We start from the raw sequence: 22,586 nt of genomic DNA on the forward strand, positions 1-22,586 counted from the left end.
CCCCCCCCCGTGCAATTTCCCCAAATTTTGATCTGCAAAGCGATGACTCTAGTTTGCCGATACGCCAACCAGTAGAACTTTAAGAGGGATACATCACCATGGATTTTAGAACTGAACATATTTCTTCTTGGCTTCTTTATATGTTTGATGCCACTGCTCAAGAATGGTTGAAATGCTGTAACGATGACGTACTGCGAGCCGAGATTCGAACTCACTGCCAGCAACTTGTTAAATCTGCTTATACGCATGGAGATCGTTCAGCGCTTGAGCAAGTGCATAAAGCACTAGCATTAATTTACACCAAAGATTTCTCTAGTGCTCAGATTGGCACTATAGAGTGCGAGATGCAACCCATTTTGCGTGACATCTCAGCTATCTTTGAAAAATCGATGATAGATCATGAAATTAAACAGTTTACGCATGGCTGGCTTGAAGATGTGCCAAAGGATGGACAGCTCTATGTAAAATGGCTGAAAAATATTATTTCTAAGCATTCATCTAGCGTACATCCTTTGTATAACGATTTTCTGGGGCTGCATGCGCAGTCACATCATCTGGCGTATTATCTTGCCCAGGAAACCAATTTGGATCCACGCTTTGATGATATTCTGGCCTTCCTTCAAGTGGGTCTGCCCGTAGAGCCAAAGTTGGAACTGGCTCAAAATTATTTCGATGAAATGGGCAATGGAAATCCTGCCGAAGTGCATTCTCACATGTTTAAAACTGCACTACAGCAAATTGGCGTAGATGATCAATTTTTACAAGACAATATGCTTTTAGATGCTAAAATATCTGGGAATATTTCGGCCGCATTGGCATTGTCGCGTCGACATTATTTCAAGGCGGTTGGTTATTTCGGAGTAACTGAATACTTGGCGCCACGCCGCTTTAAGCATGTTGTCAATGCATGGCGCCGCAATGGCCTGCCGGAATCAGGTATCACTTATCATGAACTGCATATTGGCATAGATGCTGTACATGCCAAAGGCTGGTTTAACAACGTGATAATTCCAGCAGTAGAAAACAATATAGATGTTGGTCGTGAAATTGCAATTGGTGCAATGATTCGTCTAAATTCATCAGAGCGGTATTTGAATTCATTGTTGCAACATTTCGAAAATCAATATACCGCTATTGACAATGCTTAAGGAGCAAATATCGTGTCTTTGAATGATCAAGGCTATACAGTTATAAAAATCCCGCATGTTAGCGAAAAAATAAAATCCAGTTTTTCCGACTTGGTGTTTGATAAGTATATTGGAAATGGCAATCGCTATCGCCGCTTCTCTCAATACAAAATGTATTTTGTTGAGAATTCCTGGAAATTCGAATTACTACCGCACCGGCCTTATATGACATTCTCTAAATACAATAAAGTTGCTGGCGGTATTAAACGTTTCTACGAGCCTTTGCAAGTAGATTTTACAGACCAGATTGAGGCAATGGCACTTGGTTTTCCACTGGATACGCATGATGATTGGCAAATTAATGTACATCAGTATCGTGTGCGCACCGGCCCTGGACTTGCCGGGGTAACAGTTCCGGAAGGGCCGCATCAGGATGGCCATGATTTTGTCGCGATTGCTGTGATCACACGCTTTGGCATTACTGGTGCAGAAATGACGTTACTGCCACTCGGAGGTGAGGGCGAACCATTCTTCCGTTGCACGGTTCAAGAAGGGGAAATGGCCCTGCTGAATGATCGGAAGATGCTTCATTATGTTACAGAGATTGTTGCCACAAATGAAACCGGTTATCGCGACATCTTCGTAGTGGCATTTTCACGTTGGGCTGATCGCTGGCATGGTGAAGATTTTGAATCTCGAGTTGCAGAGTCAGAGTCTACTGCTGTTTAAAGTGCCGTAATATTACGAGGAGAAAATTGATGGCCAATTTTTCAAGAGACGTACTGTTCAGTCGCATGGTAGGTCTCGTTACCCCAGACGAATTGAACATGCTCGCCACACGTCGGGTGGCGGTTCCAGGCTGTGGCGGTACTGGCTTTACGTATGCTGAATGCTTGGCACGTATGGGGGTGGGCGGAATCAACATTGCCGATGCCGATACTTTCGGCCCGGAAAACATGAATCGCCAGTTTGGTTGCACCGTGCATACAGTAGGACAGAAAAAATCTACTGTACTGCGGGAAAGACTTGAGTCGATCAACCCAGATATTGATGTGCGCACTGTTGATTTCATCGATGAAGGCAATATTCACGCGTATCTTGACGGTGTGGATGTGGTGTGTGATACGCTCGATTTTTTCGTAATCAAACCACGGCGGCTACTCTACAAAGTGGCACGAGAAAGAGGTATTCCGGTGCTAATATGCTGCCCAGTAGCGTTTGGAGTGACCGGGCATTTATTCTTACCCGATGCTATGACTTTTGAAGCGTATTTCGGTATCAATGACAATCAGAGCGAGACCGAACAATTGAAGCGCTTTGGTGAGGGTCTGACTCCCGCAGCTTTGTTTAAGGCGTATGCAGACACGCCTAGCCTCGACTTCGCCCAGCGAAAAGTAGCCTCACTCAGCGCATCATGCCTAATGGCTACGGCGTGGGGTTCTAATCTGGCATTGATGCTGCTATTAGACCAGATACCTGGTTTCAAACCTGTGCCTTGGTGCTATCAATTTGATATTCGCGCAGGTCGCTTTGAAGCGGTACAGAACAGCACTGCCTCTCATAACCAATAACCATTGTTACAGGATTAATCCGGGCATGCAAACCTATCGAATTCAGGATTGGGTTTTCAAAGACGCCCTTGGCAAATACGATATTGATCTGGGCGATAGCAACGCGCCATGTATTACGCTGGATGACTTCAGCGCTATTCCGCCGGTGGTGTTTGATTACGGCACCGACAGGGGGGCGCAACGATTACGGGAACAAGTTGCGGATCTTTACCAGCTGCCGCTCGATCATATCGGCATCGCTCATGGCGCACAGGAGGCACTCTATCTCATATATCGCACTTTGCTGAAACCTAGTGATCACATCATCACCACTGGTCCAGGTTGGCAGCAATCTTGGGAGGCCCCACGAGCTGTAGGTTGCCAAGTCTCTATCGTGCCTTTTGAAACAGGCTTCAGTTTTGATATTGCAGCTATTGCTGCAGCGATCCAGCATGACACCCGTGCCATTGTGATCAACACGCCGTGCAACCCCACAGGTCGAGTGCTTAGTGCAACTGACAGGGCCGCTTTGATCCAGTTGGTAGAAGAACGTGGACTGTATCTGATTGCAGATGAGGAATATCTGTTTAATCTGGAGCAATCACTGGCGCACTTAAGTCACAATGTAGTGTCAGTGTCCAGCCTTTCCAAGATTTATGGGGCTCCAGGATTGCGCGTGGGTTGGGTAGCGGGTGCGCCCATCATTGTTCGTGATGCGATGGCCTATAAACATCTGACCACTATTTCTAACTCAACACTGTGTGAAACCTTGGGCTCTCTGATTTTAGAGCGGCACCCGCAGTACATTGCGCATTACCAAGCGCTGATGGAGCATGGCTTGCACATTTTGCGCAAATGGATACAGCGTTACACGGAGTTTGTTGAGTTGGTAGAGCCTGAAGGCACGCCTTTCGCTTGGGTACGGCTCAAGGGCGAAGAAACCTCGTTGACGTTCTGCAGACGCGTGCTGCAGACCAGCCGTGTGTTACTGATGCCAGCTGAAGTTTTTGGCGAAAAAAGGGGTTTGCGGGTTACCTTCGCGCGCGAGCCTGAGCAATTAAAAGCAGGGCTTGCTGGAGTGGCGTGCTGCTTTGAAGATGTACCGCACCCTATGGTGTGAATATGGCACGATGGGAACTTCACCAACTTCGACGAAGGTCAAATTCATGAGTCTCTACCGGGTATTTATTGACGGCCAGGCTGGCACCACCGGGCTTCAAATCAGGCAACGCCTAGCTCTTCATCCGCACATTGAGGTGGTGACAATTGCGCATCAGTTGCGCCGAGACAATCAGGCACGTCGTGAGCTAATGGCCGCGGTGGACGTAACGGTTTTATGCCTGCCCGACGATGCTGCACGAGAATCAGCCCAGCTGGCAGAAGACGCAGGTTGTCGTGTGTTGGACGCTAGTTCGGCACATCGTACCAAGCCAGGATGGGTTTTCGGTTTGCCTGAACTCGCGCCAGGCCAAAGAGAAACGATTGCCTCTGCGCGGCAGGTCGCCAATCCGGGGTGCTATGCAACCGGCGGCATTTCGTTGTTGCGACCGCTAATTTCGCAGGGATTGTTACCAGATGATGCTGTTTATTGCATCAACGCAATCTCTGGTTATACTGGTGGCGGTAACAAACTTGTTGAGCAGTACGCCGAGGGTGGACCGGCTTATTCCGCGTATGCACTGGACTTCAGTCACAAGCATATTCCCGAAATCCAGACCTGGAGCCAACTTAGCGCACGACCCGTGTTTCAGCCTGCGGTAGGGAATTTTGATCAAGGAATGCTCGTTTTTATTCCGGTTGTACATGCGGCAGGTCACAGCCGGGACCTGCATACCGCGTTGCAACAATGGTACGAAGCTGAAACGTTTGTAAAAGTGCAGGCGTTTAACGAAATTGAACCAACTACTGCACCCATGCTCACGCCACACGGCACCAATGGAAGCAATAATATTGAGTTATTTGTATTGGCAAACCCTGCGTATTCTGATCGAACTTTGCTGATAGCTAGGCTAGACAATCTGGGCAAAGGGGCTTCAGGTGCAGCGGTACAAAACCTGAATATCATGCTGGGCTTGCCGGAGAGTTTGTGCACAAATCTACCCGTCGCTTGACACCCTGAAATCTGAGCTCATTTAGAGCCGCCAATGCGTGCTCATCGAACGTATTGGGGACTTAGGTCGCATTTTTACTGCATCGTTATTTTAAATGGGGTTGCTTGTATGGAATTTTTTAAATATCAGGCATTGGGGAATGATTATCTGATATTAGAGCCGCGCTGGTTCAGTGAAACTATCCCGCCTGCGTTTATCCGCCAGCTGTGCAATCGTCGGTTTGGTGTTGGTGCTGACGGAGTCATAATCGGACCGTGGCGAGCACCTGATGGTGCTTACGGTCTACGCATCTTCAATGCGGATGGCTCAGAGTGTGAAAAAAGCGGCAATGGTTTACGCTTGTTCGCTCGTTATCTGGTTGATGTCGGGTATGCCACAGAGTCAGAACTGCGACTGTCCCTGTTATATACCGGAGAAATCGTCAACGTTAGTTTTCTGCGCACCGAACATGCTATCCGTGTGGATTTGGGTAGCTATTGCTTTGATGCAATAGCCCTGCAAGCCAGCACCTCGCAGGAGCAATTACGCAATTACCCCCTTGAAATAGGCGGCAAGGTGTTCACCATCACTGGTGTGGACGTGGGCAACCCGCATTGTGTGGTCTGGGTAGATAGCCTCAGTGCCGAACTGGCGCGAACCTGGGGGCCCCGGATCGGCACTTGCACGCTATTCCCGCAAAAAACAAATGTGCAGTTCGCTCGCGTGCTGGACAGGAGAAACGTGCAGATCGAAATCTGGGAGCGCGGTGCAGGTTACACCCTGGCGTCTGGTAGTAGTGCGTGCGCGGTAGCCGCCGTGGCGTATGACTCTGGGTTGGTAGACGCTGCTGTCACCGTACACATGCCCGGAGGCCAAGTGCAGGTAGATTTAAACGCAAACCATACACTGGCGCTGACTGGCCCTGCACAACGGGTTGCGCTGGGCCGCGTCTCCGCTGATTTTGGAAGCCAGATGCTGGCCTGATACGAGGACCCGATTATGAACTGGACATTCCGGCCCGCGTGCAGCGGCGACCTGCCACAAATTGTTGAAATTTACAACCAATCTGTTGTCACCCTGGAAAGCACTTGTGATACCGAACCCGTGAGCGTGGCCTCACGCGAGGTTTGGTTTGAGCGCCATCTAGCGACTAGCTGCCGCCCTTTATGGGTCGCTCAAAGCGATGACCTGGCACTACCTGGGCTGGCTGGCTATTTGTCATTCTCGCACTTCATGAACGAACGCCCAGGCTACTCTATTACTGCGGATATGGGCTTGTACCTGCATCGTGATGCACAAGGGAAAGGGCTTGGCACCTTTTTGCTGCGTAATGCCATTGAGGCCGCGCCTAGTTTGGGAATTGAAACCCTGGCCACCACCATTTTTGCGTCCAACATCGCCAGCTTGCGGCTGTTCAAAGGCCAAGGGTTTGGGGAGTGGGGCTATATGCCGCGTGTTGCGCGACTGCGTGGTATAGAGCGCGATCTGATTATGGTGGGACGTCGCGTTGTACTCGACTGAATCGGCACTTATTGACCTACTTTCTTCTGCACAGGCTTTATTAACCACTCGTACTGCTCTTTGACTTCCAGAGGTTTGGTGCGCAGGGCGTTCTCCATGCCGGGCTTGCCCTCATCAACCCAGGACTCGACCTCCGAGGGGTTGAGATCGAAGGCCCGGCTTGACTCGGAGACCGTGCTTTTACCTTGGATGATATCCAGAACCAGGGCCGTTTTTCGCTTGGCCGTCCAGCGTTTGATGTCGTCTTCCATCAGGGTGCTCATCGTCGTTCCTTTCAACGTTAACACCTGTGCAGGAATTCACTGGGTCAATACATGCGGGCCTTGGTTTTCTCCAAAGCGTCCATGATCGCCCCCATGGGCGTGTCCTTGTCCAGCGCTTTGCGGTGGCTGGGCATCATGGCCACGTGCCAACAGTACGGCCTGCATAATGCCGGAGCCTGTCATACCTGACAGGTTCCGTCTCAAGGACTTTCTCTTACAGTGGTCACTTCGAGAGGCACCGCGAGCTGAGGCGTGCGCCGACCGGTTACAGCAGTCCTCAGACAATATCTACAATACCGAGAGAACCGCACCATGAGCGAGCCGAGGGTAGTCGTATTCTTTGTCAATCCGCCGAACAGCAATGATCTGGATGCTGACGACGTGGGCGAAGCAAGCGACATCGTTGTATCGAAGGGCATTCAACATACTGACTGGGCTAATTTCCCGCATCTCGGTATCCTGTCACTGGCTTCTTATGTCGATGCGCTTCCGGGCTTCGAAGGCTGTTACGTCGATGGCGTAATTCATCCGCTCGAACGTATTCTTGCAGTTATTCGCGAGCGGGCTGGCCGCACACTCGCCGTTTGTCTCAGTGCGATCACGGCCAATTATGAAGCCGCGATCCGGATTGCCGGCGCAGTCAAATCCATCGATTCGAATATCTCGATCGTGATCGGTAACGATCATTTCACTGCATTGAGCCGAGAGATTCTCCATCGCCACGGTGATCTGATCGATTGCGGATTTGTCGGCAACGAAGTGTATGGCGGCCTGGTCGATTTCCTGAGGGATCGGCAGCAATCACGAGCCGCCAGCCTCTATCCCGGTTCGGTTCGCTTGGAATCCGGGAGGATCGTTGCCGATCCTGCGATTCGAGAGCCTGTGAACCGCATCATCGACTACGGCTTGATCGACCGGACCTTGCCGCATACTGCCGTCTACACCGAGAATTTCACCCGGCGCCTCGGCCGGCGGATCCTGGCACTGACTGGGCGGCAGGTGCGCAAGGGCGTGCCTGTCGAAATCGGACGCGGCTGCATCAAATTCAGCGGCGACGACGCCTGTTCATTCTGTTCGATTCAGTACGGCTCCATGTGGAAGAATGAACTGCCAGCAGACCACGCATGGTCCGCCGTACGAGGCGCATGGGAGGCAGGCTACGATTATCTGTACGTGACGGCCGACGAGTTGCCGCTCACGTTCGCACGGCTGATGCTCGACATGGCGGACTCGCCGCCGCCATGGTGGTGCGCGCTGCCAGTAGACGAGCGCCCGGTCTTGGTTGGCTACGCGCGCGCGGACGGTATGGAGAAGGAGCAAGTACTGAAAGCTATGAGCGAGATCGGTTTTCGCATTCTGTTTGTGGGCGTCGACGCAGGCGCCGCGCGCTCTTTGCTGGCGCTCAACAAGCCGCTACGGAACAAGGATCCGGTGGCAGCTGCGCATCGGATGGCCGACGCCAATCTGCGTGCTCTGTACAACGCACGCGCGCATGGAGTAGCGATCAAGGCAGGATTCGTGCTGGGGCATTTGGGGATGAACGAGGCGTTGCTGGCGGAAAACATCGAGACCTACATCGCCTTTCTCAAGGCCGGGCGGGATGTGATCATCAGCGCCGACATCGAATTGCTGTCGCCGGAACCGGGATCGAAGGATTTTCGCTATCTGACTGACCCGGACGAGGCTGAAACAATGTCGGATCGATTGGGTCTCGCGATCGGAAGCCGCGCACTGCGGCAGCATGTGGCCAATCGCTACCGGAACGTCGATATCTTTGATCGCGAGGCCGCCATTGACGACTATATCGGTGTGTTCATGCCCGAACTGTCTAAGGAGCGGCTCGCCACCGCACGCGATCAGGTGCGCGGCGAATGCGGTCGACTCGGGATCGTGATTGGAGACGACCTTTAATGCTGCCAGAAAAAGCGCTGTTCTTCGGCCTAACCTGCCTCGGGTTCGGTTTCATTCCTGGGCCTGCACTGCTACAGACTGTATCGTTGACGCTTCAGCACGGGCGGCGTGTCGGCTTCCTGTCTGCGCTCGGCATTCACCTCGGCGCCTTTTTCCAGATCTGCATCGTCGCGCTCGGTGCGGTCGCGGTGCTGAAGACATCACCGATGCTGTATCACGTGCTCAAGGTGGTCGGTGGAGGCTATCTGATCTGGCTCGGCATCCAGCGCATCCGTGCACCCGTAAGGCATGACGAGGAGATCGACGTGCCGAACAACGTTGTGTCGTCGAGCGCGTTCATCGAGGCGTCGAATCCGAAATCAGCACTGTTCTATTTTTCGTTTCTGCTGCAATTCACCGATCCTGACGCGTCGCTCGGGCTCGGCTGGCAACTGTTCTTGCTCGGCGCTTGCGCCAACCTGCTGTTTTCCGCCGCCGACGTGTTCTGCATCCTGCTCGCCCATCCGTTGCGTGCCCGCGTGTCACCGGGCGGCCAGGCACTGCGGGTCGGCCAGTTGCTCGCCGGCACGCTGTTCGTTGTGCTGGGCGTGATCGCGATCATCGGCGATTAGTGCTGGTGGCCTGGGTGAGTCTCGACGCGTTCCTTCCACAGCTCAGCAGACTCAGCGTCATACCCTTGCGGCGCATCTCATGGTGCACCTGACCGCACGCTGAGCAGACTGGCCAGTAGCGCGTGAGTTTGCCAACCTCATATCCATTTTGCCACACAAAGCGGCATAGTAGAGCTCCCCTGGGATCCTGCTGAGGGGCTGATTCAAACGAGTATCCGAATACTGGCCAGCGCCTGATGGAGCCGCTCGAACAGGGCGTCCACCATATTGTGGGTCTTGAGGGCTTCGCGGAACGCCCAGACGGTACGGGCATCGGGCACGTCGCCCGAGAGTTCAAGACCGAAGAAACTCATGAAGGAAAGCTGATCGGTGACCTGGAATTGCAGGCGTTCGACGGAAAGGTTGTGCAGGCGCTGCAGGATGAGCAGCTTGAACATGAGCACGCGGCAGGTGGTCTTGTGCCCGGCAGCGCTCTTGCGCTGCTTGGCGTCGATGCGCTCAAGGATGGGGCGGAAGACTTCCCAGTCGATGACGGCATCGAGCCGTTCCAGGGGATCCGTGCCGCCACCTGTCCCATGAACCATATACAACGCTGTCTCTTTTAGCGCTTGCTTATCCCAGCTTCTTCGCCAGCTTCTCCGCCTCGATGTGCGTGTAGCGCTTGAGCATGGACAGGCTCTTGTGGCCGGTCATGCTGGCGACTTCCATGATGCCCAGGCCCTTCTCGAAAAGCCTTGAAGTCGCCTCATGTCTGAGGTCGTGAAAGTGCAGATCATCAAGGAAGGGATCGGATTGCAGCCGACCCCATAGCGCCGCAGCGCGAGGGTCGGGTTCTCGCTTGTGCCATTGGAGGGCTCGGGCCTGCGCTTCACCGTCCAGCCCGATGCTGTCCAGCTCAGTGCGCAGCTTGTTCAGCAGGGCCGTGCGCCGTGCGCGCGCAAGCCAGCGCGTCCATACCGCCTTGAAGCCCTCGGCCGTCTTCCACCGGAACACTAACCCGTCCAGCCTGCGCGGCAGGCTTTGCAGGGCCTCCACCGCCTTGCTGGACAGCGCCACAGTCCGGCTCTCGCCATTCTTGGTTCGGGGCAGATGCGCCGTGCGGCGCTTGAGATCGATATGCTCCCACCAAAGTCCGAGCATCTCACCCCTGCGCATACTGGTTTCCAGCGCCAGGGTCAGAATGGCGATCTGATCGGCATTCTCGGTCGCCGCCCGAAGCGCATCCTCTTCGCCTGGGCGAAGCCGGCGATCCCGCGCAGGCGCGGCGGCGGGCAATGCCAACCGTCTCACGGGGTTGCCTTGCGGCAGATCGATGCCAAGTTCACGCTCGGCATGGGTGAAGACCACGGACAGCGCGGCAAGATAATGCCGCGCCGATTGGGAGGCGTAGCCCTGCGCGAGCAAATCATCACGCCATGCGGCGATATCCAGTCCCCGGATGTTGGCAAGAAACAGCTTCCCGAAACGCGCCCGCGCCGCCTCCAGGCGAACCGGGATGTTGTGCCGGCTTCGCTGCGCGGCCAGCCTTGGACTGGCGAGATAGGCGTCAATGACTTCGCTCAAGGTCGTGCGCTGCGCCTCCTGCCGAAGCACGGTAAGATTGCCGCGTTGCAGTTCGCGCTCAGCTTCGCGCCCCCAGGCTTCGGCATCGGCCTTGAGGTCGAAGGTTCGACTGATTGACTGCGCTCCCTTGCGCCGGATCTGAACGCGCCAGCCGCCTTTTCTCTGCTCGATGTGCGCCATGCTTCATTCCCCCTGTATTCCCCCAAATGGCTTGAAAAAACAGAAAGAATCAAGCATTCATGCGGGTTACAGAGATTCTAGTTTACGCTTTGGGAGCAGAGGGTCGGAGGTTCGAATCCTCTCGCCCCGACCAGTTTTCATCGGTATGCCGAGGTTTTCGCAAGCCCGCTGGGATAGTGGGTGTGGCATATCGAGCAGTTTTCTGCCCGTAGCTCAGCTGGATAGAGCAACGGCCTTCTAAGCCGTAGGCCACTGGTTCGAATCCAGTCGGGCAGGCCATGATCGCGCGGACAGTGGCTTTGCGACCCCGGCCCATGAAGGGTGACACCTTCGCGCTGGGTTTACATACCCATTCGTACAAGCGCCATCAGCCAGAGGCCGACGCCTCCGGCCGCGCTGGCGAAGGCCAGAGCGAAAAGCCAGCGGCGCCCGGTCAAGGCGGTGATCGAGGCCAGGGAAATCGCGATTTGCAGAAAGATCAGGCTGCGTGCCAGTTCGGTGTGCGGGCGGTTGAGGCGATCGGACTCGTTGTCGGCTTTGAGGGATGCCTGTTCGAGCGCTTCGGCCTGCCGCTTGATGCTGATTTTTTGCTGATCGTATTTCTGAATTTTGGCGCTGATCGCCGCCTGCCGTTCGGGCGGTGCGAGGTCGCGCGCGAGTTCCATCAGGTGTTCCTTGGTGCTGACGGCCTCGTAGTAATTCCATTGATCGGTGGCGTGGGCCTTCTGGAGCACGGCCTCGTTTTTGTGCAGAAGCACCTCGTTCATGAGGTGACTGCCCTGATAGCTGACGATGGCGCCCAGCGCGGCCAGCAAGGCGGTGAAGATCGCGACCCATTGACTCAGGGGATGATGGGCCGCCTGTTCTTCGACGAACTCTTCATGCGGGGCGTGAGTGTGGATGCCGGATTCGCTCATGGGTGCACAGCCGTGGGGTAGATGGGAAGGGTGCAGGCGTGCCTGACCGAGCGCCCCGGATGGGCCGCTCGCGCAGTGTGCGTGGGTCGGAACAGCGTCAGTTGCTGTGGGCGCGAAGGTAATCGATCGAAGCGGCGGTCTCGGCGCTCAGCCCCTGGGCATTTTGTGACAGCAGAGCATTTTCGATCTTGGTGGCCAGGGTCTTGCCGAGCTCCACGCCCCATTGATCGAAGGGGTTGATGCCGTAGAGCCAGCCTTCCACCACGGTACGGTGTTCGTAGAGAGCGAGCAGGGCGCCGAGATGGTAGGGGCTGAGTTGCTCCATCCAGATGAAGGTGGACGGACGGCCGCCGGGGCAGGCACGGTGATGCGCGGCGCGGGCGGCGGCTTCGGGCGTCATGCCCTGCGCCATCAGCTCGGTCTGCCAGCTCGAGGCGTCTTTGCCGTTCCACAAGGCGTCGGCCTGGCCGAGTGCGTTGGCCAGCAGGGCGAGATGCTCGCGCAGGTGGCGGTGCCAGGGGTGAGCCACGGCGACGATTTCGTGAAACACCGGCACGGCGGCCTGATGCAGCAATTGAAAATAGGTGTGCTGCACCGGAGTGCCCACGCCGCTGATGACCGCCGGGCCGCTGACGTGAACGGGTTGCACGCCGTCGGCGCTGGTGGACTTGCCCAGCGACTCCATCAGCAATTGCTGCAGGTACAGCGGCATGTGCGAGAAGGCGTCGCCATAGAGGCCGATGGACAGCAGCGGCAGACCGAAGCGCACGCGGTAGGCGTGCGACAGGCCGGCCATGAGTCCGGGGGCGCTCTGTTCCAGTGGGGTCTCGATGAAGTGGGTGTCCATCGCATGCGCGCCGGCATGGAGCTGGGTGACGGTCTCGCGGCCGAAGGCCAGCAGCAGCACGAGGCCGTGCGCGCTCCACAGCGAGAAGCGCCCGCCGATTTCCGGCAGGGAGCGGAAGATCTGATCGGCCGGAAGGCCGAAACGCTGCAGCGCCAGCTCGGCATTGGCGGTCAGGGCGACCAGTCTGGAGCGGGCCTTGTCGGCACCGATGCCGTCGCCCAGCCAGCGCAGCGCGATGTCGGCGTTGCGCATGACCTCCTGGGTGCGGAAGGACTTGCTGTTGATGATGATCCAGCTGCGTTCGGGCTTGGCCGCGTTGAGTGCGGCGTCGATGGTGGCGCCGTCGAGGTTGGCGACCCAGTGAATCCGCACGCGCGAGGGCTGGAGCACCGAGATCGCGGTGTAGAGCGCACGCATCGGGGTTTCGGAGCCGCCGGCGCCGAGGTGGATGATGTCCAGTCCTTCGGGGCCGGCGTCGTTCACGATCTGCTCCGCCCAGTCGGTCATGCGGGCGAACTCGGCATGCAGAAAATCAGCCGCGGCCTGCGACGTGGCATCACGCCCCTTGGCGCCCAGTCGTGACAGTACATGCCAGGCAGGGCGGTTTTCGCTGCCGTTGAGCACCGTCTTGTTCACCAGGTCTTCGGCCTTTTGCGGCAGGGCGGCCAGAGTCTTGAGGGCAGTGGCCAGAGCCTGCTCGCCGTGTCGGGTGAATTCTAGGCGCAGGCCGGCGGTGTCGATGGTCTTGGGTGCGGGCATGAGGAGTCAGGAGCTGAGGTGGGTGAAGGGCCAGTGCAGGTCAGCCCAGCAAGGGCTTGGCATGCCAGATCTGCTGGGCATACTCGGCGATGGTGCGGTCGGAGGAGAACGGCCCCATGCCGGCGACATTGGTCAGCGCCCGCCTGGCCCATTCGTCGGGCTTGCGGTACAGCGCATCGACCTTGGTCTGCGTGGCGATGTAGCTGGCGTAGTCGGCCAGCAGCATGTAATGGTCGCCCCAGTTCACCAGCAGGTCGTAGATGCTCTGGTAGCGGTGTGGCTCTTCGGGGCTGAAGCGGCCGTCGCGCAGGGTGTCGAGCACGCGCGAGAGTTCGGGGTTGGCGTTGGCGATGGCATGGGGCTGATAGCCGGTCATGCGCAGATCGGTGACTTCGCCCGCGGTGAGACCGAAGATGAAGATGTTGTCGGCACCGACATTCTCCTGGATTTCGACGTTGGCGCCATCGAGCGTGCCGATGGTGAGTGCGCCGTTGAGGGCCAGCTTCATATTGCCGGTGCCCGAGGCTTCGGTGCCCGCGGTGGAGATCTGCTCCGACAGGTCGGCTGCGGGAATGATGACCTCGGCCGCGCTCACGCTGTAATTGGGCACGAACACGACCTTGAGCAGATCGCCCACCCGGTCGTCGTGGTTGATGGTCTTGGCCACGTCGTTGATGAGCTGGATGATGAGCTTGGCCATGTGGTAGGCCGAAGCCGCCTTGCCCGCGAAGATGACCACGCGCGGCACGGTGACGCTGCCGGGCTGCTCCAGAATGCGCAAATAGCGGGTGATGACGTGCAGCACGTTGAGCAACTGGCGCTTGTATTCGTGGATGCGCTTGACCTGCACGTCGTAGAGCGCGTCCACCGGAATGGTGATGTTGTGATGGCTTTGCAACCACGCTGCGAAACGCTGTTTGTTGCTGTGCTTGGCGGCCTGAAACCGCTGGATGAGCGTGGCGTCGCCCACCAGCGGCCGCAGTCTGGCGAGGTCGGACAGGTCGCGGCGCCAGTGGCGGCCGATGGTGTCGTCGAGCAGCGAGGCCAGCGGCGGGTTGGCCAGCGCGAGCCAGCGGCGCTGGGTGATGCCGTTGGTCTTGTTGTTGAATCGGGTGGGCCAGATGCGGGCGAAGTCGGCGAAGATCGACTGCTGCATCAACTCGGAGTGCAGCGCCGACACGCCGTTGACCGAGTGACTGGCGAGTACCGCCAGATACGCCATGCGCACCGAGCGCGTGCCCGATTCGTTGACCAGCGAGACATGCCGCATCAGGTTCACATCATGGCCGTGCTTCTGCGTGAGGCGGGTGAGAAAGTGGGCGTTGATGTCGAGGATGATCTGCAGGTGGCGGGGCAGCACGCGGCCGAGCATGTCGATGGGCCAGGTCTCGAGTGCCTCCGACATCAGGGTGTGGTTGGTGTAGGAGAAAACGCCCTGACAGATGCGCCAGGCATCGCCCCACGGCAGGTGATGCACGTCGAGAAACAGGCGCATCAGCTCGGGAATCGCGAGCACCGGATGGGTGTCGTTGAGGTGGATGGACACCTTGTCGGCGAACTGGTCGAAGGTGGTGTGCGTCTGCAGGTAGCGGCGCATAAGGTCTTGCACGCTGGCGCTGCAGAAAAAATATTCCTGATGCAGTCGCAGCTCGCGCCCGGCGTCGGTCGAGTCGTCGGGGTAGAGCACGCGCGACACGTTTTCCGAATGGTTCTTCTGTTCGACCGCGCCAAAGTAGTCGCCGCGGTTGAACGCGCCCAGGTCGATCTCCTTGGTGGCCTTGGCCGACCACAGCCGCAGGGTGTTGGTGGTGGTCGTGCCGTAGCCGGGGATGATGGTGTCGTAGGCCATGGCCTCGACATCGTGGGTGTCGATCCACCGGGCGCGATCGCCCTCCTTGACGACATGACCGCCGAACTGCACCCGGTACACCACTTCGGGGCGGGGAAATTCCCAGGGATTGCCTGCGGTGAGCCAGTAGTCGGGCGCCTCGACCTGCCGACCGTCGACGATGGTCTGGCGGAACATGCCGTAGTCGTAGCGGATGCCGTAGCCGTAGCCGGGAATGCCCAGCGTGGCCATGCTGTCGAGAAAGCAGGCGGCCAGTCGGCCCAGGCCGCCGTTGCCCAGGGCTGCGTCGGGCTCGAGGTCGGCGATGGCGTCCATGTCGACGCCGAGCTCGGCCAGCGCGGTGCGCAGCGGCACGGTGAGTTCCAGGGCGATGAGGGCGTTGCTGAAGGCCCGGCCGATGAGGAACTCCATCGACATGTAATAGACCTGCTTGGCGTCCTGCGCGTTGCGGGCGTGCGTCGTGTCGAACCAGTGCTCCACCATCAGATCGCGCACGGCGTACGAGGCCGCATGCAGCCAGTCGATGGGCTGCGCAGACGCTGGGTCTTTGCCGATCTGGAACATCAGCTTGTTGGAGATCGCGCGCTTGAGCGCACCCACATCGTGCGGTGGCGTGTCGTGGACGAAGGGAACCGCAGCGGCTTCGGGAATGGGCGGTTTGGGTTCGGGAGTCATGTCGGTTGCTTGGGAAGATCGGGGAGTGCGGCAGAATAGACCGCGCGGTAGTGCCGGGCCGCTTGCGTCCAGCTGAAATCTTGCTGCATGCCGTTTTGCCGCACCCGTGACCAGGCGCGCGGCTGGCGATGCAGGGCCAGAGCGCGACGGACGGCGTGGCGGTAATCGGCCTCGGAAAAGCTAGCAAAAACGATGCCCGTGGCCGTGCCGTCGTCGAGGGTGGCGAGATCGGCATCGACCACGGTGTCGGCCAGGCCGCCGACGGCGCGCACCAGCGGCAGACTGCCGTAGAGCAGGCCATACATCTGGGTCAGCCCGCAGGGCTCGAAGCGCGAGGGAACCAGCGTGATGTCGCTGCCAGCAAAAATGCGGTGGGCGTAGTGCTCGTCGTAGCCCACGCGCAGCGCCACGGCACCGGGGTGGCGCTGCGCGGCATGCGCGAAGGCGGCTTCCAGCGCGTGATCGCCGCTGCCCAGCACCAGCAGTTGCCCGCCGCCATGCACAAGGTCGTCGACGCCGGCGAGCACCAGGTTGAGGCCTTTTTGCTCGGTCAGACGGCTGACCACGGTGAACAACGGCGCGTCCTTGCGCGCTTCCAGCCCGGCTTCGGCCTGCAACGCGGCCTTGCAACGGGCCTTGCCCGTCATCTGCTCCACGCCGTAGTGCCGGGGAATGAGCGGGTCGGTGGCGGGGCTCCACACCGTGGTGTCGACGCCGTTGAGGATGCCGCTCAGATCGTTGCGGCGGCTGCGCAGCAGGCCGTCGAGGCCGAAGCCTTGCTCGGGCGTCTGAATCTCGCGGGCGTAGGTGGGGCTGACGGTGGTGATCTTGTCGGCGTAGAACAGGCCGGCTTTCATGAACGAGATCTGGCCGTGAAACTCCAGGCCGTCCATCTGAAACGCGGCGGGCGGCAATCCCAGATCGGCGAACTGGTCGGCGCCGAAAATGCCCTGATACGCCAAGTTGTGCACGGTGTAAACGCAAGGCACGCGCCGCCCCGCGGTGAGCTTGATGCAGGCGGCGACCAGCCCGGCATGCCAGTCGTGGCCGTGGACGAGTTGCGGCGACCAGTTGGGGTCGAGACCGCGCGCTAGATGCGCCGCCGCCCAGCCCAGCGCGGCAAAGCGGCGGTGGTTGTCGGCATACGGCCGACGCTGTGCGTCCTCGTAGGGGTTGCCGGGGCGTTCGTACAGGCTGGGCGCTTCCACCACATAGGCGAGTGACGCTGCGCCATCGGCGCCAGGCACTGCGGGCAGGGTGCCGCCGAGCACCTGCGCCGCCTCGCCCCAGGGCAGGGTGAAGCGGCCGACGGGCGCGGCATTCTGCAGTCCGGCGAGGATGGCGGGAAACCCCGGCAACAGCACGCGCACCTCGCAACCCGCACCGGCCAGCGCCGCAGGCAGGGCGCCGGCCACGTCGGCCAGCCCGCCCGTCTTGAGCAGGGGGTAGATTTCGGCACTGACCTGCAAAACCCGAACCGAATCAGTCATCGTCTTCCTCATTGAGTTCGGCTTCGCCGAGGGCGCGCAGCATCTTCTTGGTCACCAGCACCACGCCGCCGCTGGTGCGCTCGAAGCGCTTGGCGTCCAGCTCGGGGTCTTCGCCGATGACCATGCCTTCGGGCAGAACGCAGCCACGGTCGACGATGACCTTGTTGAGACGGCATGAGCGGTTGACCACCACATCGGGCAACAGCACGCATTCATTGAGGGTGCAGAACGAATGCACCCGCACATTGGAGAACAGCACCGAGTTGCTGACCACCGAGCCCGAAATGATGCAGCCGCCAGACACCATCATGTTGATGGTTTGGCCGTGGCTACCGTTGTGGTCTTGCACGAACTTGGCCGGGGGAAGCTGGCGCTGGCTGGTCCAGATCGGCCACTCGGTGTCGTAGAGGTTGAGTTCGGGCGTGACCGAGGCCAGATCGAGGTTGGCGGCCCAGAAGGCATCGAGCGTGCCGACATCGCGCCAGTAGGGCTGGCTCTGCTGCCCGCCCTGCACGCAGGACATCGAGAACGGGTGCGCGTGCGCCACGCCTTCGCGCACGGCCTTGGGGATGATGTCCTTGCCGAAGTCGTGTGAGGACGCGGCATCGGCCATGTCCTCGTCGAGCATGCGATAAAGGTAGGCGGCGTTGAAGATGTAGATGCCCATGCTGGCGAGCGACATCTGCTCGTTGCCGGGCATGGCCGGGGGATGGGCCGGTTTTTCGACGAATTCGACAATGTTGCGGTCGGCATCGATGGCCATGACGCCGAAGGCGCTGGCCTCCTCACGCGGCACCTCGATGCAGCCCACCGTGACCTGCGCGCCGCTGGTGGCGTGGTCCTGCAGCATGATGGAGTAGTCCATCTTGTAGACATGGTCGCCAGCCAGAATGACTACGTACTCGGGCTTGCTCGACTGGATGATGTCGATGTTCTGATAGACCGCGTCGCCCGTGCCGCGATACCAGTGTTCCTCGTCAACCCGCTGCTGCGCGGGCAGCAGATCGACCATTTCGTTGAGCTCGGCGCGCAGAAAGCTCCAGCCGCGCTGCAGGTGTCGCAGCAGCGAATGCGATTTGTATTGGGTGATGACGCCGATGCGCCGGATGCCCGAATTGACGCAGTTCGACAGCGCGAAGTCGATGATGCGGAACTTGCCGCCGAAATACACCGCAGGCTTGGCGCGTTTGTCGGTGAGCTGCTTCAGACGCGAACCACGCCCCCCGGCGAGCACCAGGGCGATGGAGCGGCGCACTAGCATGTGCGGCTGCATCTGGCGATCATGCATGGTCATCGGGCTGAGCGGGCTGTTCTGATTCATGGCAGGTCTCCTGGGTGTTTTAGGGCTGAAGTTCGGGGCAAGGTGGGGGCTCAGGTCATGACGCTGGGTCCGTCCATGTTCGTCCAGTGGCGTACCCGCGCCACTTGTTCGGCCAGCGCAATCAACGGGGCGAGCGCCTGCTGTGTCGGCAGATCGTGGCGTGCCGGGTCGGGCTCGTGCCGCTCCAGGTAGATGCGCAGCGTCGCGCCCTCGGTGCCGGTGCCCGACAGACGGAACACCACGCGCGAGCCGCTTTGCAGAATGATGCGCACACCCTGCTTGTTGCTGACGCTGCCGTCGGTGGGGTCGGTGTAGGCAAAGTCGTCGGCGATCGCCACGGGTTCGCCCGCCAGGGTCGTGCCAGGCAGCGTCGGCAGGGCTGCGCGCAGTTCGCGCATCAGCGCGTCGGCCTGCTCGGTGGGGATGCCTTCATAGTCGTGGCGCGAGTAAACGCAGCGGCCGTGTTCGGCCCACAGCTCGCGCACCAGTTGCTCGACCGACTTGCCGGTGACGGCAATGAGGTTGAGCCAGAACAGCACGGCCCACAGCCCGTCTTTCTCGCGGATGTGATTCGAGCCGGTGCCGTAGCTTTCTTCGCCGCAAAGGGTGACTTTGCCCGCATCGAGCAGGTTGCCGAAGAATTTCCAGCCGGTGGGCGTCTCGTAACAGGCCACGCCCAGGCTGGCGGCCACGCGATCGACCGCGGTGGACGTGGGCATGGAGCGCGCAACGCCGGCCAGACCTGCCGCGTAGCCCGGAATGCGCGTGGCGTGCGCAGCCAGCACCGCGAGGCTGTCAGAGGGCGATACCACGAAGTTGCGCCCGACGATCATGTTGCGGTCGGCGTCGCCATCGGTGGCCGCGCCCATGTCGGGCGCGTCGGCGGCCGCCATGTGCTGGATCAGGTCGGTGGCGTTGACCGGATTGGGGTCGGGGTGCAGACCCCCGAAGTCCTCGCGCGGCTCGGCGTTGACCACCGTGCCCGCGGGCGCGCCGAGTTCGCCTTCGAACAGGGCGCGGGCATAGGGGCCGCCCACCGCCCACATGGTGTCCAACCGCAGCCGGAAGCCGCGGGCGAACAGGGCGCGGATGGCGTCGAAGTCGAACAGCTCGCGCTGCACCGCGCAGTAGTCGGCCACCGGGTCGATGATCTCGATCTTCGTACCGAGCAGGGTGTGGGTGCCCAGCGCGTCCAGCGGCAGATCGGGGCTGTCCACGGTGCGCGTTTCGGTGATTTCGCGCGAGTGCAGGTAGATCGCCTCGGTGACCGATTCGGGCGCCGGGCCGCCGTTGGCGATGTTGTATTTGATGCCGAAGTCGCCTTGCGGCCCACCGGGGTTGTGGCTGGCCGACAGCACGATGCCGCCGCTCGCTGCCCGTCTGCGGATGACCGCGCTCATCGCCGGGGTGGAGAGAATGCCGCCTCGCCCCACCAGCACGCGGGCGTAGCCGTGCGCGGCGGCCATGCGCAGGATGGTCTGAATGGCGGTGCGGTTGTAGAAACGGCCGTCGCCGCCGACGACCAGGGTTTTGCCGCTGGCATCGCCCAGGACGTTGAACAGCGCCTGCACAAAGGCTTCGAGATAACCGGGCTGCTGAAACACGCCGACTTTTTTGCGCAACCCGGAGGTGCCAGGGCGTTGACCTTCGAACGGGGTGGCGGGGCGGATGATGAGGTTCATGCCGGATGTGCTCCTGAAGGTGCGGCGGGGTGCTCGGAAGTGGCGATCCAAAGACTGGTAGGAGGCAGGGTGAGCTGCGCCGGAAGCGGCGCCTGCGGCTGACCGTCGGTGTCTGCATGCACCACACCATTGTCGCTGGACAGTTTAAGCATCCATACCCCGGCTTCGACAGTGAAATTGACCGCCTGAGCTTCGGCATTGACGAGAATCAGCACGCGCTGCGCTTGATGGTTTTCAAGAAAAGGCAGGGCCGCCCCAAGTTTGTTTGATCCCGATGGGGGGCGGGTCGGCGAGCCGACCCGGGGGGCGCTCAACTCCACCATGAGCGCGCCGTGATCGTCACGATTCCAGTCGGCCACTTCCATGGCGCGGCCATCGCTGCGGCGCCACACTGCGCCGGGCTGGTTAGCGGTGGGCGAGGGCGCCCACCAGGCGTGGGTCTGAAGCAGCGGCACAGCGCGCCGCAGCGCGAGCACGCCGCGCACGAAATCGCGCAGTCCGGTGTCGGTCTCATCCCAGTCGATCCAGGAGATCGGGTTGTCCTGGCAGTAGGCGTTGTTGTTACCGCGCTGAGTGTGGCCGAGTTCGTCGCCGGCCAGCAGCATCGGGGTGCCCAGAGACAGCAGCAGCACGGCCAGCAGCGCGCGGCTCTGGCGGGCGCGGGCGGCGAGAATTTCGGGAACGGTCGTCGGGCCTTCGACACCGTTGTTGGTGCTGAGGTTGTGGCCGTGGCCGTCGCGGTTGTCTTCGCCGTTGGCCTGGTTGTGGCGATGGGCGTAGCTCACCAGATCGCGCAGGGTGAAGCCGTCGTGCGCGGTGATGAAGTTGACGCTGCTGTGCGCGCTGCGCAGCGCGGGATCGAACAGGTCGCCCGAGCCGGCCAGCCGCGTGGCGAACTCGCCGGGGGCGTTCTGATGCTGCAGCCAGAAGGCGCGCTGAGTGTCGCGGAAACGATCGTTCCATTCGAGCCAGCCGGGCGGAAAACCGCCAACGCGGTAGCCGCCTGGGCCCAGGTCCCAGGGCTCGGCCACCAGCAGGCGGTTGCACAGCACCGGGTCTTGCGCGATGGCGCTGAGAAAGGCGCCGTCGGGCTGAAAGGCATGCTCCACGCGGGAGCCGCCGCGTGCCAGGGTGCTGGCGAGGTCGAAGCGAAAACCGTCGACGCCGAACTCGGTGACCCAGCGGCGCAGGCTGTCCATCACGGTGCGCAGCACCAGCGGCTCGTTGAGGTTGACGCTGTTGCCGCAGCCGGTCCAGTCGAGGTTGCGCCCGGGCTCGTGCGGGCTGTGGTGGTAGTAGAGCGTGTTGTCGATGCCTCGCATCGACAGGGTGGGGCCGCTGTGGGGGTCGAGTTCGGCGGTGTGGTTGTAGACCACGTCGAGAATGACTTCGAGGCCCGCGGCGTGCAGCGTCTCGACCATGTCGCGGAACTCGCTACGCGGCGTGCTGCCAGGCGTGCCGCTCCAAAGTCGGGTCTCGGGCGCGCTCCAGGCGATGGGGGTGTAGCCCCAGTAGTTGCTCAGCCCCATGCGCAGCAGGCGGGCTTCGTCGGCGCGAAAGGCCACGGGCAGCAGGCAGACGGTGGTGATGCCCAGCGCCTTGAGATGGCCGAGGCTGGCTGGGTGGGCCAGACCGGCAAAGGTACCGCGCAGCGCCTTGGGGACGTCGGGATGCCGCGCGGTGAAACCCTTGACGTGCAGTTCGTAGATGACGCGCCTGGCTGGGTCGATGGCAGGGCGCGGCTGCAGCAGCGGCGGCAGGTCGGCCACCACCCGGGCCTTGAGTGCGGTGGCCGCGTTGTCGCGCGGATCGGGGCGCGCGGGGTGGCCGGGGTCGTAGGCGAGGTGGATGTCGCTGCCGTCGTAACGGCCGACGACTTCGCGCGCGCAGGGGTCGAGCAGCAGTTTGGCCGGGTTGAACCAGTGGCCGTCGCCGGGCGCCCAAGGGCCATGCACGCGCCAGCCGTAGATCAGGTCTTGCGCGGCGTCCGGGGAGAGAGGCAGGCGGGCCTGCCAGATGCCGTCGCGTTTGAGCGGCATGGGCAGGCGGGCGATTTCGGTCTGGCCGTCGGTGGCGAACAGACACAGTTCCACCGCCTGGGCATGCGGCGCGGCGAGCGCGAAGTCGATGCCTTCGGCATGCAGCTGCGCGCCCAGCGCCTCGACCCGCTGGGGCAGCAGGCGCAAGGCGGGGCTGGCCTTGGAGCTGCGGCGGCGCGTGGCGTTCATGC

The 22,586-nt window shown here is 60.2% G+C and carries 19 protein-coding genes, 1 tRNA gene and 1 pseudogene; 10 read left to right on the forward strand and 11 right to left on the reverse strand.

The genetic code is table 11. The annotated features are described in order from the left end of the window. The first annotated feature begins 98 nt into the window (after positions 1-98). The 7 genes from ASC45_RS15575 (at position 99) to ASC45_RS13170 (ending at position 6,288) form a co-directional block, all read left to right on the forward strand. Entirely contained in the window at positions 99-1,148 is a 1,050-nt protein-coding gene (locus tag ASC45_RS15575) for an iron-containing redox enzyme family protein (RefSeq protein WP_072243067.1), read from the forward strand. Between the two features lie 12 nt (positions 1,149-1,160). Continuing rightward, the gene (locus ASC45_RS15580) at positions 1,161-1,856 is read left to right on the forward strand and encodes a 2OG-Fe dioxygenase family protein (RefSeq protein ID WP_072243068.1); all 696 of its coding nucleotides are present in this window, start codon (positions 1,161-1,163) and stop codon (positions 1,854-1,856) included. Positions 1,857-1,885: 29 nt separating this feature from the next. Further along, positions 1,886-2,698: a ThiF family adenylyltransferase gene (locus ASC45_RS15585; protein ID WP_072243069.1), complete on the forward strand. Its 813-nt coding sequence runs from the start codon at positions 1,886-1,888 to the stop codon at positions 2,696-2,698. 25 nt (positions 2,699-2,723) lie between these two features. Then, entirely contained in the window at positions 2,724-3,797 is a 1,074-nt protein-coding gene (locus ASC45_RS15590) for a pyridoxal phosphate-dependent aminotransferase (RefSeq protein ID WP_072243070.1), read from the forward strand. Positions 3,798-3,843: 46 nt separating this feature from the next. After that, the gene (gene argC / locus ASC45_RS15595; protein ID WP_072243076.1) at positions 3,844-4,788 is read left to right on the forward strand and encodes an N-acetyl-gamma-glutamyl-phosphate reductase; all 945 of its coding nucleotides are present in this window, start codon (positions 3,844-3,846) and stop codon (positions 4,786-4,788) included. A gap of 108 nt (positions 4,789-4,896) precedes the next feature. Continuing rightward, a complete protein-coding gene (dapF, locus tag ASC45_RS13165; RefSeq protein WP_072243071.1) occupies positions 4,897-5,751 on the forward strand; it encodes a diaminopimelate epimerase in 855 nt (284 codons plus the stop codon). Between the two features lie 15 nt (positions 5,752-5,766). Then, positions 5,767-6,288, forward strand: coding sequence for a GNAT family N-acetyltransferase (locus ASC45_RS13170; RefSeq protein ID WP_055451492.1), 522 nt, complete (start codon positions 5,767-5,769; stop codon positions 6,286-6,288). A gap of 8 nt (positions 6,289-6,296) precedes the next feature. Here the strand turns inward: ASC45_RS13170 and ASC45_RS13175 are convergent, their stop codons facing one another. Together ASC45_RS13175 and ASC45_RS15775 are read right to left on the reverse strand one after the other, a co-directional pair. Next, positions 6,297-6,566 carry a DUF1153 domain-containing protein gene (locus ASC45_RS13175; RefSeq protein ID WP_281173308.1) on the reverse strand — a complete coding sequence of 90 codons (270 nt, stop codon included), beginning with the start codon at positions 6,564-6,566 and terminating at the stop codon, positions 6,297-6,299. A gap of 35 nt (positions 6,567-6,601) precedes the next feature. Continuing rightward, a pseudogene (locus tag ASC45_RS15775) lies at positions 6,602-6,700 on the reverse strand (IS5/IS1182 family transposase); the annotation flags it as partial. A 163-nt stretch (positions 6,701-6,863) separates the two neighbouring features. On the opposite strand from ASC45_RS15775, the gene ASC45_RS13180 reads away from it, so the two are divergent. Next, entirely contained in the window at positions 6,864-8,462 is a 1,599-nt protein-coding gene (locus tag ASC45_RS13180; protein WP_055451494.1) for a B12-binding domain-containing radical SAM protein, read from the forward strand. Then, positions 8,462-9,073, forward strand: a complete 612-nt coding sequence (locus ASC45_RS13185) for a LysE family translocator (RefSeq protein ID WP_055451495.1) — start codon at positions 8,462-8,464, stop codon at positions 9,071-9,073. Before ASC45_RS13180 ends, ASC45_RS13185 begins: the two co-directional genes overlap by 1 nt. A 203-nt stretch (positions 9,074-9,276) precedes the next feature. On the opposite strand, the gene ASC45_RS13190 is transcribed toward ASC45_RS13185, so the two are convergent. After that, entirely contained in the window at positions 9,277-9,657 is a 381-nt protein-coding gene (locus ASC45_RS13190; RefSeq protein WP_055451496.1) for an IS5 family transposase, read from the reverse strand. Positions 9,658-9,685: 28 nt separating this feature from the next. After that, positions 9,686-10,816, reverse strand: coding sequence for a tyrosine-type recombinase/integrase (locus ASC45_RS13195; RefSeq protein WP_055451497.1), 1,131 nt, complete (start codon positions 10,814-10,816; stop codon positions 9,686-9,688). A gap of 202 nt (positions 10,817-11,018) precedes the next feature. Between ASC45_RS13195 and ASC45_RS13200 the strand changes: the two genes are divergently transcribed. Next, positions 11,019-11,095, forward strand: a tRNA-Arg gene (locus ASC45_RS13200). 62 nt (positions 11,096-11,157) lie between these two features. Here the strand turns inward: ASC45_RS13200 and ASC45_RS13205 are convergent. The 7 genes from ASC45_RS13205 to glgX all read right to left on the reverse strand — a co-directional run bounded on the left by ASC45_RS13205 (position 11,158) and on the right by glgX (position 22,584). Further along, positions 11,158-11,733, reverse strand: coding sequence for a DUF4337 domain-containing protein (locus ASC45_RS13205; RefSeq protein ID WP_055451498.1), 576 nt, complete (start codon positions 11,731-11,733; stop codon positions 11,158-11,160). 97 nt (positions 11,734-11,830) lie between these two features. Continuing rightward, entirely contained in the window at positions 11,831-13,339 is a 1,509-nt protein-coding gene (locus ASC45_RS13210; RefSeq protein ID WP_055451499.1) for a glucose-6-phosphate isomerase, read from the reverse strand. 40 nt (positions 13,340-13,379) lie between these two features. Next, entirely contained in the window at positions 13,380-15,863 is a 2,484-nt protein-coding gene (locus ASC45_RS13215) for a glycogen/starch/alpha-glucan phosphorylase (RefSeq protein ID WP_055451500.1), read from the reverse strand. After that, positions 15,860-17,353, reverse strand: coding sequence for a glycogen synthase GlgA (gene glgA / locus ASC45_RS13220; RefSeq protein ID WP_055451501.1), 1,494 nt, complete (start codon positions 17,351-17,353; stop codon positions 15,860-15,862). The genes ASC45_RS13215 and glgA overlap by 4 nt, the downstream gene beginning before the upstream one ends. Next, positions 17,346-18,674 (reverse strand): glucose-1-phosphate adenylyltransferase, encoded by a 1,329-nt coding sequence (glgC, locus tag ASC45_RS13225; RefSeq protein WP_082454424.1) that lies wholly within the window; start codon positions 18,672-18,674, stop codon positions 17,346-17,348. The genes glgA and glgC overlap by 8 nt, the downstream gene beginning before the upstream one ends. A 50-nt stretch (positions 18,675-18,724) precedes the next feature. After that, positions 18,725-20,356, reverse strand: coding sequence for an alpha-D-glucose phosphate-specific phosphoglucomutase (locus tag ASC45_RS13230; RefSeq protein WP_055451502.1), 1,632 nt, complete (start codon positions 20,354-20,356; stop codon positions 18,725-18,727). After that, complete coding sequence (glgX, locus tag ASC45_RS13235) at positions 20,353-22,584, reverse strand: glycogen debranching protein GlgX (RefSeq protein WP_055451503.1); 2,232 nt, start codon at positions 22,582-22,584, stop codon at positions 20,353-20,355. The genes ASC45_RS13230 and glgX overlap by 4 nt, the downstream gene beginning before the upstream one ends. Positions 22,585-22,586 lie beyond the last annotated feature (2 nt).

This window comes from Thiomonas bhubaneswarensis, from assembly GCF_001418255.1.
Lineage (GTDB): Bacteria > Pseudomonadota > Gammaproteobacteria > Burkholderiales > Burkholderiaceae_C > Thiomonas > Thiomonas bhubaneswarensis.